Origin of the sequence: Xenorhabdus griffiniae (assembly GCF_001028135.1) — a bacterium.
Classification (GTDB): domain Bacteria; phylum Pseudomonadota; class Gammaproteobacteria; order Enterobacterales; family Enterobacteriaceae; genus Xenorhabdus; species Xenorhabdus bakwenae.
Window position 1 is genome coordinate 78,581 of sequence record NZ_LDNM01000008.1, and the last position, 14,975, is coordinate 93,555.

Here is a 14,975-nt window from a genome sequence, read left to right on the forward strand (position 1 = left end):
ATTCTGCCCCCACATTTTGTTTATGATCTGCATTTTAGTAACTTAAAAATTTTCACTGAGGATTCAATATGGGTACATTAATTGAATTAACCGAAGATAATTTTGATAGTGTGGTCAATACCAAAGGGATCTGTATTGTTAGATTCTGGGCACCGTGGTGTGGCCCGTGTCGTGCGGTAGCACCAACGTTTAATCAGTTATCCATCGATATGAAAGAGAGTGCCACTTTTGGGGAAATCAATATTGATGATGCCCATAATATCGCTATGAAATATGGCATTCGCAGCATACCAACGACATTAGTCTATAAAAATGGGCAACCTGTAGATTCTCTGGTTGGGGTTGCTTCATTATCACAATTTAAGACTATGGTTTCTCAAAATTTATAGTTTAGGTTGAGTTAAATTTGAGGAGCCTGCCTTACCTGACAGTCCAAACTAATGTCATCATTTGCTTTTAATGAGTAAAACAAAGGAGACATTTAATGTCTGTTTATACGAAAGTATTCATTATAGGAACGGGTCTGCTGCGGCGATATATGCAGCAAGGGCAGGTTTTCTCCTGTTGTTGTCTCCGGTTTGGAACTCATCATTTTGAAATAATGACATCAAGCGTACGTTGGAATTTATGACTGCATTTTCATTAGGGCAACACCCTTTGGCATCTGACTGGTTTAAATCTATCCAATATCTCTATGCGTAAGCCGTCTAAAACTTACGATAAATTCCATTCCGGCTGCGCGGGGAAATATAACATGCATCTTGAAGTTGGATTGGTATAAGATCCAAATTGGATAACAATCAGAAAAATAGATGAAAGTAAAAATGTATATTCCGTCGATAAAAATAATACAAATTTATCGACGGTTATTTAAAAATGAAATCAAGAAAATAATGTTAATAATAACGCAGCTAAATACAGACCAATACCATAAATAGTATGTGTCATCAGGCTTCTTAATCTGGCGGTGTTGGGGGCAGGTGTTTTAGATGCAGCCATCCCCATTCCCATACCAGGTTGCATAACGAAGAAAGGGGCAACTATAGTCACGATACCGATAATTAAAGCGGGCAGAAAAGTGGGGTTTTTTGCCCAATCTAAACCATAAATGAGTAACAGGAAACCGGCAAAAATAATCCCAATCAAATAGTGAGCAAACCAACCCATTCCGGTTTCACCTTTCACCGGTTCAGCCTGTAGAATGCTTGTATGAGTAAATTTCCCTTTGGGAATATGCCCAATCCAGCGTCCTACCATGCTATAGTTTAGTGAGGGAATACCGAAGCACCGTTTTATGAAAATCGCCCAAAGATCCATAACAACTGTTGCACCAGCGCCAATCAGTACAGCATAAACAATCAACTCCAATCCTTCATTCATCTGTTGCGATCCTCCGAATTGTGGCTATCTATTAATGGTCAATCAGCAGGTACTCGAAATGGCATAGAAACTCTGATACCATTCATTCAATTGATGTATTGAGTGTAATAATGGTGGAAGTGTAAAGTCAATGTTTAATAAACAACTTATTGTCGAGATTGCGGAAATTGCTAAGGTACTAGGAAATCTTCATCGGTTGGCACTGCTTGAATGTTTGGTTAACACTGAACACTCCGTGGAAAAGCTCTCAGAGCTTTCCGGTTTGTCAATTGCTAATACTTCCCAGCATCTCCAGCAGCTCAAACGTGCAGGGTTACTTCAGTCCCGTAAATCAGGAAAACATGTGCTTTATCGTCAGAGTGAAGGACCCATTATGGACGTTATTTCGGTACTCCAGCAATATGCCGAATTTAACCGCGAAGAAATGCGCAGATTGATTGATGATTCAAACAACCAGGAAATAATTTCATGGGATGAGTTGTTGGACAGAATTAAGGAAAACAGCACGATATTACTGGATGTCAGACCAAAAGAGGAGTTTGAACAAGGCCATTTGCCTGATGCCATTAATATTCCTGTTGATGAGCTGGAGAACAGACTGGATGAATTGGCCACTCATCAGAAATTGATCGCCTATTGCCGTGGCCCTTATTGCGTACTTTCTGCCAATGCCCTCGCATTGCTTCGTGCTAAGGGAATTCAAGCCCGTCGGTTTAAAAAAGGATTTTCGGGTTGGAAAGAGGCAGGAATGCGCGTCGAGACGAAGCCTTAATAAATATCTGGCGATCACAATCACACTTTTGTCGTTCGAAGATTGATCGATAAGGTTCTGAGTTGGTTCAGAACCTTTATGGCATGCAATGATTAATAACAATAAGCAACATATCGGCTTTTAACGACGTGCACTTTTCGGCCTGAATGCGGTGACAACGCTTTCATCCGTTTCCACATAAGGGCCATTCAGCAATTGGATGCAGTAGGGAACACTGGCAAAAATTCCCGCTACCAACACCTTGCCATTTTCGTCTTTTAATCCTTCCAGTGTTTCTGCGATGGCTTTCGGTTGTCCGGGAAGGTTGAGAATCAGCGCTTGATTGCGGATCACGCCGACTTGCCGGGACAGAATGGCTGTTGGCACAAATTGAAGGCTGATTTGACGCATCTGTTCCCCAAATCCGGGCATTTCCCGATCCGCAATTGCCAGTGTTGCATCCGGCGTGACATCACGACGAGCAGGCCCTGTTCCTCCGGTGGTGAGTACCAAATGGCACCCCAGTTCATCAACCAATTCACACAATGTTTGTTCAATCAGGATTTGTTCATCAGGGATCAGGCGGGTTTCGACACTAAAAGGTGTGATAATCGTTTTTTTCAGCCATGTTTCCAGTGCGGGCAGCCCTTGATCCTGATAAACGCCGTTTGACGCGCGATCAGAAACAGACACGAGACCAATGCGCAATACATTCATACAAACCTCAATTAATTATAATAATAGGAAAAATAAAATTTGGCGGCTGCAACGTGAAATAAACAAAAGGCGACACATAATGGGTCGCCTTTGTACAAGAAAAAGTAGCGTATCGCTTGCGATTACAGCAAATCAGCGATCATGCTTTCAAGTTTGCCTTGGTCTACGGCAAACTTACGGATACCTTCCGCCAGTTTTTCAGTTGCCATTGCATCCTGGTGGTGGTTCCAGTAGAACTCAGCTTCAGTCATTGGCGCAGGGCGCTCTTTGATTTCGCCTTCATAACCCAATTTACGTTCAACTTCACCAGCGGTTTCTGACAGCTCTTTCAGCAGTGATGGAGAGATTGTCAGGCGGTCACAGCCTGCCAGTTCCAGAATTTCACCAGAGTTACGGAAACTTGCTCCCATAACAACCGTGTTGTAACCGTGTTCTTTGTAGTACTGATAAATTTCAGCAACAGAAACCACACCTGGATCTTCATGCGGTGCGAACTCTTTCTTGTCGCCATTGGCTTTGTACCAGTCAAGGATACGGCCAACAAATGGAGAAATCAGGTAGACCCCCGCTTCTGCACAAGCCCGTGCCTGGGCAAAGGAGAACAGCAGAGTCAGGTTACAGTTGATACCTTCTTTTTCCAGTTGTTCCGCAGCACGGATGCCTTGCCAGGTGGAAGCCAGCTTGATCAGAATGCGATCGTTGCTGATACCTGCTTCGTTGTACAGTTTGATCAAACGTTTTGCTTTCGCTACACTCGCTTCGGTGTCATAAGACAGGCGCGCATCAACTTCCGTGGAAATACGCCCAGGGATCAGTTTCAGAATTTCCAGACCAATGTTGACAGCTAATTTATCGCCGGCATCAATAATTTGCTGCTCACGGGAATCGCTTTGACCACGCGCCCATTCAACAGCTTCATCGATCAGTGAGCGATATTCTGGAATTTGAGCTGCATTCAAAATCAGGGAAGGGTTGGTGGTCGCATCTTGCGGCTGATACAGTTTCATCGCCTCGATATCCCCGGTATCTGCGACTACTGTTGTCAGTTTACGCAGGGAAGTCAGTTTATCGGTCATGTTTAATATCTCATCGTTATACGTAAAATCTTTGGCAACATTGCCTCGCCATCTTGTGATAATAACATGGTCAAGCGCGGCTGTAAGGTAGGAAAATTCTCTCGCTGAGATTCTCCTCTTTTTGTCTTTTTTGCTAAAGTGGGGGAAGTCTGGATTATTAGGAAAAAATAATGCTTATTACCCTTTCACCTGCAAAAACACTCGATTATGGCAGTCCACTGGCAACAGAAAAGTTTAGCCAACCGCTGTTATTGGCGCAATCCCAACAACTGATCGAGATTTGCCGGACTTTAACGCCTGCGCAAATCGGCAGTTTGATGAGTATTAGTGATAAACTGGCGGGATTGAATGCTGCCCGTTTTGCAGAATGGCAGCCCAATTTCACACCAGAAAATGCCCGTCAGGCGATGTTGGCATTTAAAGGCGATGTTTATACCGGTATGCAGGCTGAAACTTTCTCTGCTGACGATTTTGATTTTGCCCAAACACATTTAAGAATTCTATCTGGCCTGTATGGGGTCTTGCGTCCTCTTGATTTGATGCAGCCTTATCGTTTGGAGATGGGCATTAAGCTGGAAAATCCACGCGGTAAAGATCTGTATCAGTTTTGGGGCGATTGCATTACTGAAAATTTAAATGCGGCACTGGAACAACAAGGTGATGATGTTCTGGTCAATCTGGCATCAGATGAGTATTTCAAATCAGTAAATAGCAAAAAGCTGGCAGCCAGGATTATCAAACCTGTTTTTCTGGATGAAAAAAATGGCAAATACAAGGTCATTAGCTTCTATGCTAAAAAAGCCCGTGGCCTGATGAGCCGTTTTATTATTCAGAACCAACTGACCGATCCAGCACGGCTGGTGGCGTTCAATCTGGAAGGATACGCTTTTGATGAATCTCTCTCCTGCGGAGAGGTGTTGGTGTTTAAGCGTTCTGAACAGAAATAGTTTCTTGATACAACCAATTTTGGGTGTATGGAACCCAGCATGGAATCACTCCACCTATAAATGGAAATTAGGAGGAGTGATCAATGCCATATTATTTCGATTATTTTTTCAGCAAAAATTCACGCAATGTTGAGAAATCAGCAGACATAAAGTGGGATAACAAGTCCAGATCTGCGCGTTCAGCCAACGCTTGTGGTAAAGGCAATGGTTGACCGAGTGTAGCTTCGACGCTTTCCTTAAATTTGGCTGGATGAGCAGTACCCAGGAACAAGCCATATTCCCCTTCTTGTAATTGATCACGTAAAACACGATAAGCGACGGCAGCATGTGGTTCGGAAACATAGCCTTTTGCCGCCAGTTCGCGCAGGGTGCTTTGGGTGGTTACGTCATCCACAACGCCGTTTGCCAGTTCACTCAGTGCCCAGCCTTTGCATTGGAACAATGCTTCAATGCGCGGCCAGTTATTGGGCTGGCTGACATCCATGGCATTGGACAGCGTCGGAATAGTCTGATGCGGCAGCCACTTGCCTGCCGCTAAATAACGGGGAACGGTGTCATTAACATTGGTTGCCGCGATAAAACGTTTTACCGGTAGTCCCAGCGATTTTGCCAGCAGCCCTGCGGTTAAATTACCGAAATTGCCGCTTGGCACGGAAATCACCAACTGTTCACGTTTTTCTGCGGGGATCTGCGCAACCGCTTCAAAGTAATAACAAATTTGTGCCAGTAGGCGGCTGATATTAATAGAGTTGGCTGAGTTAAGATGTAAAGCCCGTTTCAGTTCTTCATCATCAAAAGCCTGTTTGACCAATGCCTGGCAAGCATCGAAATCCCCCTTGATAGCCACCGTATGGATATTGCCACCCAGAGTGCAAAAGAGTTTTTCCTGCAATGGGCTGATCTTGCTTTCGGGATAAAGGATCACAACCTGTACGTTATTTAAGCCATAGAAAGCATGGGCCACTGCGGCACCGGTATCACCGGATGTTGCCGTCAAAATAGTGACGGGCTGTTCTCCTGCAATCTGGGCAAGAATTTGTGCCATGAAACGGCCACCAAAGTCTTTGAAAGCCAGTGTCGGGCCGTGATAAAGCTCCAGTGAAGCGATGTCATCTTCGACAATCGCTACAGGGGCAGGGAAGGCAAACGCGTTTTTCACACGGGCTGTCAATTGTTCTGCGGGAATTTCATCGCCAATAAAGGCAGAGAGAATGCGCTGGCTGCGGCTGACAAAATCTAATTTCAATAAATCGTCAATTTCATTACGGCTGAATTCTGGCAAATCCTGTGGAAAAAAGAGGCCTTGCTGTTTACCTAACCCTTGCTTTACCGCCTGTGAAAAACTGACCTGCTCGCTGTTATCTTTTAAGTTATATAATTTCATGGTTACTTTACCTGTCGTGCGCCTGCGAGATCCAGACGGCAAATGTGTACAAAGCCTTCATCATTCTGTACGTAATGTTGTTGCAGCCAGTGTGCAACCTCTTCTGCTACCGCTATTTCATGACAAATTGCAAACAGTGTTGGGCCGGAGCCGGAAATGCCACACGCCAGCGCCCCTAATGTTTTGACTGCATCACGTGCATTGGCAAAGCCGGGTAACAGTTGGGTGCGATAAGGTTCCGCGACAACATCTTGCATTAATTTGGCAGCCAGTCCTGATTGCCGGGTATGGCAGGCATGGATAAAACCCGCAAAGTGACGCCCATGCTCAATGATATCCTTACGGGGATAGTGATTGGGCAGGATTGCACGGGCTTCGGCTGTCGATACTTTGATGCCGGGATAAGCCATTACCCATAGCCAATTATCAAATGTGGGAACAGGCAGACAGGGAGTATCTTCCTGAGATAATATCAATTGCAATCCTCCCAAATAGCAGGGAGCGACATTATCATAATGAACACCACCGGAAATGCGCCCTTCTAATTCTCCCATCATCTCCAGTAACTGGTGTTGGTTAAATGGGCGGCCAGCATATTCATTCAATGACACTAAACCGGCGACGACAGAACAGGCACTGGAGCCTAATCCCGAACCGATCGGCATATTTTTCTCTAATGTCATGGTAACGGGCAGCTCTTTTCCCAGTCGTTGACAAAAAAGCTGCCAGCATTGATAGACAATATTCTGTTTGGGATCGGCCGGTAATTTGCTAACAAATCGCCCTTTATTATTCAGGCTGAAACTTTCAGCTTCACTGACGGAGACACAATCTCCAAGTAACGAGCCATCAATGGGAGAAACTGCTGCGCCAAGCACATCAAATCCGACGCCAACGTTCCCGATAGAGGCAGGCGCATAAACCCTGATAACCATTAAACCCCCAATTTCCATGACAGAGTACGTAATATATCAGCAAAAACTCCGGCTGCCGTTACATCATTTCCTGCGCCATAACCACGCAATACCAGTGGAATGGGCTGATAATAACGGGTGTAGAAAGCCAGCGCGTTTTCGCCATTCTTGACTTTATAAAGTGGATCGTTGCCATCAACAGAGACAATTTTCACTGTACAACGGCCTTGCTCAATCAAACCAACATAACGCAAGACTTTGCCTTGTTCTGCGGCTTGTTCCGCACGTTGGCTAAAGACCTGATCCAGTTGTGGTAAACGTTGCAGGAAATGGTCAACATCGCCACTGGCATCGAACGATATAGGTAAAACGGGTTCGACATGAATATCTTCCAGTTCCAGTGCATAACCCGCCTCACGTGCCAGAATCAGCAGCTTTCTCGCAACATCCATGCCAGAGAGATCATCGCGTGGATCGGGTTCTGTAAAGCCTTTCTCTTTGGCCAGCATGGTCGCTTGGGACAGCGTCATTCCTTCATCCAGCATGCCGAAAATAGAGGATAAAGAACCCGACAGGATGCCACTGAACTGCACTAATTCATCACCGGCATTAAGCAGATTTTGTAAGTTTTCGATAACCGGCAGTCCAGCCCCTACGTTAGTGTCATACAGGAACTTACGTTTCGATTTCTCTGCGGCCTGACGGATTTGGCGGTAATAAGCCATCGATAAGGTATTGGCTTTTTTATTGGGCGTGACAACGTTAAAGCCATTGCTGAGAAAACCGGCATACTGTTCCGCAATCGACTGATTGGAAGTACAGTCCACAATGACTGGATTCAGGAGATGGTACTCTTTTTCAAGACGAATAAGACGACTCAAGCTAAAAGGCTCCGTGGCTTCTGACAGTGCCTGCTGCCAGTTATCCAGACAGATGCCTTGCACATCAGTCAATAAAGCGCGGGAATTGGCAATACCACAGATGCGCAAATCGATGTGTTTCTGTTTGAGCCAGGTTTGCTGACGACGTATTTGCTCGATCAACGCACTGCCTACACCTCCTACACCGACAACAAAGACCTCAACAACCTGAGCGGTGTTAAACAGCATTTGATGGCAGAGACGAACAGCCGTCGTCGCGGCATCATTTTCAATGACGGCGGAAATAGAACGTTCAGAAGAACCTTGCGCAATGGCAATGATGTTGATGTTGGCGCGTGTCAATGCGGAGAAAAAGCGGGCAGAAGTCCCAGGCTGAGTACGCATACCATCGCCAACGACAGAAATAATGGCAAGATTATCGATCACGTCGATGGGATCAAGCACACCATCTTTCAGCTCCAGATAAAATTCTTCTGTCAGTGCCTTTTGTGCTTTTACCAACTCTTTTTGCGGTACACAGAAGCTGATGCTGTATTCTGACGAAGATTGTGTGATTAATACAACGGAAATACCTTTGCGTGACATGACGGAAAAGATCCGTGCCGCCATCCCGACCATACCTTTCATGCCAGGGCCGGAAACGTTGAACATCGTCATATGATTTAGATTGGTAATGCCCTTAATTGGCATGTCCTGATCTTTTTGCCCATGATCAATGGGGGCATCGCCAATAAAAGTACCCGGTGCATCGGGATTGGCCGTATTTTTTATCAGACAAGGAATTTGAAACTGGGCAATAGGGGCGATAGTACGAGGATGAAGGACTTTCGCACCGAAATAAGACAATTCCATCGCTTCTTGGTATGACAGGCTTTTCAGCAAGCGTGCATCTTTCACCGCCCTTGGATCACAAGTATAAACACCGTCTACATCCGTCCAGATTTCACAACAATCTGCACGCAGACATGCCGCCAGTACTGCGGCTGAATAGTCAGAGCCGTTGCGCCCCAATACGACCAATTCGCCATTTTCATTGCCCGCAGTGAAACCCGCCATCAGGATGAGGTGGTCAGCAGGAATGTTGAGTGCCGCAATGCGTTTGGAGGAGCCATGGATATCGACGGTGGATTCGAGACAATGCCCATGCGCCAAAAGGTTTTTAACCGGATCAATGACAGTCACTTTATGACCACGAGCCTGTAGCACGGATTCCATGATGGCAATCGACAGTTTTTCGCCACGGCAGATCAGGGATGCACTAATGTTATCTGGGCATTGTTTTAACAAGGAAATGCCGTGCAGAGTCTGTTTAAGGCTGGCTAGCTCACGTTCTACTAGCCCTTTCAGTCGGTCATAATCAAACCCGGGTTGTTGCTCTTTCAATCCTGACAGCAGATCAGCAAAGATTTGGGTAGCATCGCTCATATTAGAAACAATATCTTGCCCTGCAACCGTTTTTTCGATCATCGCCACCAGATGGTTGGTGATTTTTGCCGGTGCTGAGAGTACTAAGGCAACTTGCCCAAGGGATAACTCAGTCTCGGCGATATCTGCAACACTCAGTACACGCTGGTGATTTGCAACTGAGGTTCCACCAAATTTCAATACGCGCATTAACGTTCTTCTCCTGATTTCGGTCCAAAAAAAAAGCCCGTATCTTGTGGGATACGGGCTCATTGTTGTTTTATGTGTATGCGTCAGCCCGCACCGCAACTCATGGTTCCGGTGGTAATCGTGGTTGTAGTAATGATGGTTATAATCATGTTTGTAAGAACCCTTTTTTTCGAGCTGATGGGGTGCATCGTTTCCTGTCTGTCTTTTTTAATTTGTTTGACCCCCTATTGGTTAAATTAAATTGTGGTCAATGTCAAATATTTTTTATGGCGAAAGAAGAAAAAAACGGCATTTTCCGTATCGAAATTATTCAAAATATAGCCCAAATGACAAATCATTATTTGGTTAGTTAGATTATTTAGTAGCATTTAATTTTACAAAAAACATATTTTGTAATTATTTTGTCTTTATGATAAAAACGTGTCATCTGGATATTTCAGTGTCGAGCGAATCTCTTTCAAGTATTCACGACATCTCAACATCCATTAACATAATTTATTCAAGTCAATAACAAATGACCTGAATTAAAATTAACAATTACAATTAATGTTAACGTGCTACAATTGATTTTGATATGTATCAACAAAAGTTAGTTTTTTTAGAAGGCAAATGCATTACTAGCTGTTATATTGCTGTTAATAGACTAATATAGAAGCCTCGTTTAAATCGGGTATGTACCCTCTAGGAAAGCGACGCTAGCTTTTAGCGTAAAACATATCAAAACATTTATTTCGGGCATAAGCTGATTTTCTGTTACTCAGAACAAGATCAGCGTATTTTCTTTTAATAATAACAGCTTGTGTCATACAGATTCTGTTTTTTAGCGATTTTAGGTAGCAACCATGCAAACCCCGCACATTTTGATTGTTGAAGACGAAATTGTCACACGCAATACCCTTAAGAGTATTTTTGAGGCTGAAGGGTATGTTGTTTATGAAGCCAATGATGGTTCAGAAATGCACAACATTCTGTCAGATAACGATATCAATTTAGTTATTATGGATATCAATCTGCCAGGTAAAAATGGTTTGCTGCTTGCCCGTGAATTACGTGAGCAGGCAAATGTTGCGTTGATGTTCTTAACTGGCCGTGATAATGAAGTGGACAAAATTCTTGGTCTCGAAATCGGTGCTGATGATTATATAACTAAGCCATTTAACCCACGCGAATTAACCATCCGTGCACGTAATTTACTTTCGCGGACAATGAACCTGAGTCCTCCAGGAGAAGAGCGTCGCCAAGTTGAAAGTTATAAGTTCAATGGATGGGAGCTGGATATCAATAGCCGCTCTTTGGTTAGCCCGATGGGCGATCATTACAAACTGCCGCGTAGCGAATTCCGTGCGATGCTTCATTTCTGTGAGAATCCAGGAAAAATTCAAACCCGTGCAGAATTGTTGAAAAAAATGACGGGCCGCGAACTGAAACCTCACGATCGTACTGTTGATGTGACTATTCGCCGTATTCGTAAACACTTCGAATCGACACCAGATACGCCAGAAATCATTGCGACCATCCACGGTGAAGGTTACCGTTTCTGTGGTGATTTAGAAGAATGATTGATACCTTTTTATAGGTATATATTCGACATGGCGTCTCTGTCAAAAAGCCCCGTATGTCTTATGGCATCAGGGCTTTTCTTGTAGTTGGTGCTTGCCTCAGTGATAAGTTATTCACTCTTTCCACGGCATAATCGGTACAGCACTGATTGCATTTTTAGGGGAACCATCGATCACTTTGTCAGAATAAGTCAAATAAATTAGCGAATTACGATTTGGATCGTAGAAGCGTACAACCTGCAATTTTTTAAATACCAAAGAAGTGCGTTTCTGGAAGACGACTTGTCCTTTCTTAGGGGATTTCTTTATCTTATCTGCCAATTCAATCGGGCCAATTTGCTGGCAGGATATGGCGGCATCAGAGGTATCTTCTGCTAATCCCAATCCTCCCTTAAGCCCTCCAGTTTTGGCTCTGCTCAGATAACAGGTGACATTTTTAACGTCAGGATCATCAAAGGCTTCTATCACTATCTTGTTATCGGGACCAAAAAGTTTGAACACGGTGTCAACAGAACCGATCTCTTCAGCATGCAAAGCCGCAGGAGAAAAGAGTAAGGTAGCCGCTATCACTATTTTCTTCATTGTTGCCATATATAGTCCAATTGAATTAAATAAATACAGTGAAAATATCTATCATTCACATATAATGTAACGCAATAAATTTAATTAAATTATTTCCAATGTGAATGTATCTGTGGTGGAAAATCAGGACATTATAGCTGAATACGCCCCCAAGACGAGTAAGTAATGGTCTTTAAAACGTTATGCCATTGGAGTTAGGTTAACATCCTGTACGTCAGTAATAAATATATTTTCTCTTATAATTCATATCATTGACTTATTTATCAGGACAATGCTTGACATATTACCGATTCTGATATTAATTTATTCCAAGCAAAAACTTGTTTAATTCATTGGGAGTTTGTTGATTATCTCAATGTAACAATCAATATGTCCAATGGAATCATCTTGGCATAGTATACCTAAAGAATAACTAACCAATAGTTATAGTAAATATGGGTAATTAATTGCCGGGATGGTGTACGGCAACAACACTCAGGGAAATTGTCATCTGGGTTTATTTTGGGAAAAGTATAGGTGTTGATTATTGATCAAACTACACAATATCTGTTTTTAGGGAAAAGATTTTATTTTTCAATCTAATAAGCTGTTTTACATTTATATGATTTTCTTTTTGTCTTAATGACTGAGGGAGATGTATGGATCAAACCAACATCATTCGGGACTTGCTGCATTGGGTGGATAATAATCTGGATCGTCCATTGTCTCTTGATAACGTTGCAGCAAAAGCAGGTTACTCCAAATGGCACTTGCAGCGCATGTTCAAGGAGATAACAGGCCAGGCAATAGGTTCTTATATCCGTGCGAGAAGGTTATCCAGAGCTGCCGTTGCATTACGTTTAACCAGCCGTCCTATCCTGGACATTGCCTTGCAATATCGCTTCGATTCTCAACAAACTTTCACAAGAGCTTTCAAAAAACAGTTTGACCGAACGCCAGCTGCCTATCGTCGAAGCGAAGAGTGGTGCGCAAAAGGAATATGTCCTCCTATCTTGCTGGATAACAAACCTCTGCCAGAGCACAAATTTGTCACATTGGAAGAGAAATCACTTATCGGCACTGAGCACACTTGCAGTTACACACTTGAGCAATGGTCAGAAGATTGCAAGAATATGCGTCATGAGTTTTGGATTAACTATCTACAAGATGCGGAAGTATTACCACCGAGGCTTTATGGATTACACCATACGACCCCTTGTATGGAGAGTGAAGATGAACAGACCGTGTTCTATACCACAGCCATAGAACCAGAATATGCTACCTTTGATACCAAAGATAGCCATCCAGTCGTCTTGCCGAGTGGGGATTACATTTCATTCAGTTATTTTGGTGATAAAGAGCAGTTACAAGAGTTTCTCTTTACAGTTTATGGCGTCTGTTTGCCTACGCTAAATATAACTCGCAGAAAGGGATACGATGTCGAGCGATATTACCTCACCAATCTTGAATGGAAAAATCTTGGGGATGAGACACAAAATCATGTTGTGGAATTTGAGTATCTCATCCCAATTGAACGTTAACCTTGTAATTCATCCAGGGCGGGCATATTCAGATGAGTGATATCGCCCGTTGTTTCAACTATCCAACCAGGGGCCAGCCACGGGCTATCCTGATAATCCACCCGTGAAATGGAACAGTTTCTCAACCGTAGACGGCGTTCTGAGTTAGCAGGAAGACCCAGAATAGAGCAGATCAAACTGACGAGAGCTATTCCATGACTGACCAACAATGGACGACTACCCGCAGGCAGGTTAAGGCAATTTTCCAGTGCGGCCCGCATACGGGTAGACACTTCATGCATCGATTCACCTTCTGGGATCCGTCCATTTGGTGTACCATCAACAAGACTTTTACGCCAGGATTCTTCTTTTGGTGTGAGGGAAGTGAGTTCGCGATTTTCCAGAACGCCCATATTTAACTCTCGCAGGCGTGGTTCCAGTATGACGTCGCAGCCACAGGCTCCCGCGATGATTTCTGCTGTTTGGCGTGTCCGACCAAGGTCACTGGTGATAACATGGGTAATGTTTTCTGATTTAACTCTCTGCGCGACCAAGTGAGCTTGGCGCCGACCCGTTTCAGTCAAAGGACTGTCAGATTGCCCCTGAATACGACGAGCCACATTCCATTCGGTTTCGCCATGACGAACAAGATAGACCTGTAACATAGTTATTTTCCGTTATACTGCATCATGAAATAATTCAAAGGATAATTTATTTATATGTACCACGTTATTGCAGCAACAACTAACCCTGCGAAGATAAAAGCGATTAGCCTTGCATTCGATGATGTTTTTGGCCCAGGCACTTACCATATAGAAGATGTTAATGTAGACAGTAGCGTACCTCAACAACCCATTGGTAATACTGAGACTCGTACCGGTGCTCGTCATCGAGTTATGGCGGCTCGTCAGGTCCGGCCAGAAGCGGATTTCTGGGTTGGCGTTGAAGCAGGAATTGAAGATGATATGACGTTTGCCTGGATGGTGGTTGAACATAAACAAATTCGGGGAGAATCGCGTTCTGCTAGCCTGATGTTGCCAGAAAAAGTCCTGGAAGGCATTCGTCAGGGACGAGAACTTGGCCATGAAATGGCGGATGTCACTGGCGTCAATAATATCAAGCAGAAAGGTGGGGCGATTGGCTTTTTTACCCACGGTATACTGACGCGTACCAGCGTTTATCATCAAGCTCTGATATTGGCTCTGGTGCCTATTCATCATGAAATTTATAAAGAGTCGAATACTTAATCTTAACGGCAGTCGCTGTTTGGGGGCACGATTAGACGGCCCCCGCTGCATTATTTAGTTTGTTATTTTATCGTGGTTATTGTCAATCAGTTAGTAACTGATTTTCCAGCCATTTCTTAACATGAACCGGTGCATTCTTTAAGCTATTGGAACCACGTGTAATTGTCGCAATACCAACGGCCAGCTCATTTTTCAGTTCGCGCTGGTTCATTTGCCCTCGCATCAATTCCTGAATAATCCGAACCCGAGTTGATAAAGCGGTACGTTCATCGGGAGTCAATAATAGCTGCAAAATAGAATGTTGCAAATTTTGTTCAAATGCGATTTTTAACAACTCAACAAAAGTGAGCCAGTCATCACCTTCTTCCGGAGAAAGCGCCGGATCAATCAAATGATTTTGTGCCATAATTAACTACCATACTAT

15 protein-coding genes and 1 other annotated feature are annotated in these 14,975 nt (G+C 43.8%); of the genes, 6 read left to right on the forward strand and 9 right to left on the reverse strand.

What is annotated here, in order from left to right; genetic code table 11:
- Nucleotides 1-68 precede the first annotated feature (68 nt).
- The gene (gene trxA / locus AAY47_RS02830) at nt 69-389 is read left to right on the forward strand and encodes a thioredoxin (protein WP_047766729.1); all 321 of its coding nucleotides are present in this window, start codon (nt 69-71) and stop codon (nt 387-389) included.
- 493 nt (nt 390-882) lie between these two features.
- On the opposite strand, the gene AAY47_RS02835 is transcribed toward trxA, so the two are convergent.
- Nucleotides 883-1,380 (reverse strand): DUF2938 domain-containing protein, encoded by a 498-nt coding sequence (locus tag AAY47_RS02835; RefSeq protein ID WP_047766730.1) that lies wholly within the window; start codon nt 1,378-1,380, stop codon nt 883-885.
- A 130-nt stretch (nt 1,381-1,510) separates the two neighbouring features.
- Here AAY47_RS02835 and AAY47_RS02840 point away from each other — a divergent pair, with 130 nt between their 5' ends.
- Complete coding sequence (locus tag AAY47_RS02840; protein WP_047766731.1) at nt 1,511-2,152, forward strand: ArsR/SmtB family transcription factor; 642 nt, start codon at nt 1,511-1,513, stop codon at nt 2,150-2,152.
- 120 nt (nt 2,153-2,272) lie between these two features.
- Here AAY47_RS02840 and mog read toward each other — a convergent pair whose 3' ends face one another.
- Complete coding sequence (mog, locus tag AAY47_RS02845; RefSeq protein WP_047766732.1) at nt 2,273-2,848, reverse strand: molybdopterin adenylyltransferase; 576 nt, start codon at nt 2,846-2,848, stop codon at nt 2,273-2,275.
- A gap of 122 nt (nt 2,849-2,970) precedes the next feature.
- The gene (tal, locus tag AAY47_RS02850; RefSeq protein ID WP_047766733.1) at nt 2,971-3,924 is read right to left on the reverse strand and encodes a transaldolase; all 954 of its coding nucleotides are present in this window, start codon (nt 3,922-3,924) and stop codon (nt 2,971-2,973) included.
- Nucleotides 3,925-4,094: 170 nt separating this feature from the next.
- Between tal and yaaA the strand changes: the two genes are divergently transcribed.
- Nucleotides 4,095-4,871, forward strand: a complete 777-nt coding sequence (yaaA, locus tag AAY47_RS02855; RefSeq protein WP_047766734.1) for a peroxide stress protein YaaA — start codon at nt 4,095-4,097, stop codon at nt 4,869-4,871.
- A gap of 100 nt (nt 4,872-4,971) precedes the next feature.
- Here the strand turns inward: yaaA and thrC are convergent, their stop codons facing one another.
- The 3 genes from thrC to thrA are packed head-to-tail and all read right to left on the reverse strand — an operon-like array spanning nt 4,972 to nt 9,664.
- Entirely contained in the window at nt 4,972-6,255 is a 1,284-nt protein-coding gene (thrC, locus tag AAY47_RS02860) for a threonine synthase (protein ID WP_047766735.1), read from the reverse strand.
- A 2-nt stretch (nt 6,256-6,257) separates the two neighbouring features.
- A complete protein-coding gene (gene thrB, locus AAY47_RS02865) occupies nt 6,258-7,208 on the reverse strand; it encodes a homoserine kinase (protein WP_047766736.1) in 951 nt (316 codons plus the stop codon).
- Nucleotides 7,190-9,664 (reverse strand): bifunctional aspartate kinase/homoserine dehydrogenase I, encoded by a 2,475-nt coding sequence (thrA, locus tag AAY47_RS02870; protein WP_047766737.1) that lies wholly within the window; start codon nt 9,662-9,664, stop codon nt 7,190-7,192. The genes thrB and thrA overlap by 19 nt, the downstream gene beginning before the upstream one ends.
- A gap of 26 nt (nt 9,665-9,690) precedes the next feature.
- Nucleotides 9,691-9,809 (reverse strand) — a sequence feature (Thr leader region).
- Between the two features lie 697 nt (nt 9,810-10,506).
- Between thrA and arcA the strand changes: the two genes are divergently transcribed.
- On the forward strand, nt 10,507-11,223 hold the full coding sequence (gene arcA, locus AAY47_RS02880; protein WP_047766739.1) for a two-component system response regulator ArcA: 717 nt from the start codon (nt 10,507-10,509) through the stop codon (nt 11,221-11,223).
- Nucleotides 11,224-11,337: 114 nt separating this feature from the next.
- Here arcA and creA read toward each other — a convergent pair whose 3' ends face one another.
- The gene (gene creA, locus AAY47_RS02885) at nt 11,338-11,814 is read right to left on the reverse strand and encodes a protein CreA (protein WP_072161169.1); all 477 of its coding nucleotides are present in this window, start codon (nt 11,812-11,814) and stop codon (nt 11,338-11,340) included.
- Between the two features lie 629 nt (nt 11,815-12,443).
- On the opposite strand from creA, the gene robA reads away from it, so the two are divergent.
- Nucleotides 12,444-13,325, forward strand: coding sequence for an MDR efflux pump AcrAB transcriptional activator RobA (gene robA / locus AAY47_RS02890; RefSeq protein WP_047766740.1), 882 nt, complete (start codon nt 12,444-12,446; stop codon nt 13,323-13,325).
- Here the strand turns inward: robA and gpmB are convergent.
- The gene (gene gpmB, locus AAY47_RS02895) at nt 13,322-13,969 is read right to left on the reverse strand and encodes a 2,3-diphosphoglycerate-dependent phosphoglycerate mutase GpmB (RefSeq protein ID WP_047766741.1); all 648 of its coding nucleotides are present in this window, start codon (nt 13,967-13,969) and stop codon (nt 13,322-13,324) included. The genes robA and gpmB overlap by 4 nt on opposite strands.
- A 54-nt stretch (nt 13,970-14,023) precedes the next feature.
- Between gpmB and yjjX the strand changes: the two genes are divergently transcribed.
- Nucleotides 14,024-14,551: an inosine/xanthosine triphosphatase gene (gene yjjX / locus AAY47_RS02900; RefSeq protein WP_047766742.1), complete on the forward strand. Its 528-nt coding sequence runs from the start codon at nt 14,024-14,026 to the stop codon at nt 14,549-14,551.
- Between the two features lie 82 nt (nt 14,552-14,633).
- On the opposite strand, the gene trpR is transcribed toward yjjX, so the two are convergent.
- Nucleotides 14,634-14,957 (reverse strand): trp operon repressor, encoded by a 324-nt coding sequence (trpR, locus tag AAY47_RS02905; RefSeq protein WP_047766743.1) that lies wholly within the window; start codon nt 14,955-14,957, stop codon nt 14,634-14,636.
- Between the last annotated feature and the right edge of the window lie 18 nt (nt 14,958-14,975).

Coding starts and splice junctions, on each gene's coding strand:
- thrC (WP_047766735.1), bottom strand. CDS start 6,255: ATGAAATTATATAACTTAAAAGATAACAGCGAGCAGGTCAGTTTTTCA.
- trxA (WP_047766729.1), top strand. CDS start 69: ATGGGTACATTAATTGAATTAACCGAAGATAATTTTGATAGTGTGGTC.
- thrB (WP_047766736.1), bottom strand. CDS start 7,208: ATGGAAATTGGGGGTTTAATGGTTATCAGGGTTTATGCGCCTGCCTCT.
- creA (WP_072161169.1), bottom strand. CDS start 11,814: ATGGCAACAATGAAGAAAATAGTGATAGCGGCTACCTTACTCTTTTCT.
- yjjX (WP_047766742.1), top strand. CDS start 14,024: ATGTACCACGTTATTGCAGCAACAACTAACCCTGCGAAGATAAAAGCG.
- mog (WP_047766732.1), bottom strand. CDS start 2,848: ATGAATGTATTGCGCATTGGTCTCGTGTCTGTTTCTGATCGCGCGTCA.
- arcA (WP_047766739.1), top strand. CDS start 10,507: ATGCAAACCCCGCACATTTTGATTGTTGAAGACGAAATTGTCACACGC.
- thrA (WP_047766737.1), bottom strand. CDS start 9,664: ATGCGCGTATTGAAATTTGGTGGAACCTCAGTTGCAAATCACCAGCGT.
- AAY47_RS02840 (WP_047766731.1), top strand. CDS start 1,511: ATGTTTAATAAACAACTTATTGTCGAGATTGCGGAAATTGCTAAGGTA.
- tal (WP_047766733.1), bottom strand. CDS start 3,924: ATGACCGATAAACTGACTTCCCTGCGTAAACTGACAACAGTAGTCGCA.
- trpR (WP_047766743.1), bottom strand. CDS start 14,957: ATGGCACAAAATCATTTGATTGATCCGGCGCTTTCTCCGGAAGAAGGT.
- robA (WP_047766740.1), top strand. CDS start 12,444: ATGGATCAAACCAACATCATTCGGGACTTGCTGCATTGGGTGGATAAT.
- AAY47_RS02835 (WP_047766730.1), bottom strand. CDS start 1,380: ATGAATGAAGGATTGGAGTTGATTGTTTATGCTGTACTGATTGGCGCT.
- yaaA (WP_047766734.1), top strand. CDS start 4,095: ATGCTTATTACCCTTTCACCTGCAAAAACACTCGATTATGGCAGTCCA.
- gpmB (WP_047766741.1), bottom strand. CDS start 13,969: ATGTTACAGGTCTATCTTGTTCGTCATGGCGAAACCGAATGGAATGTG.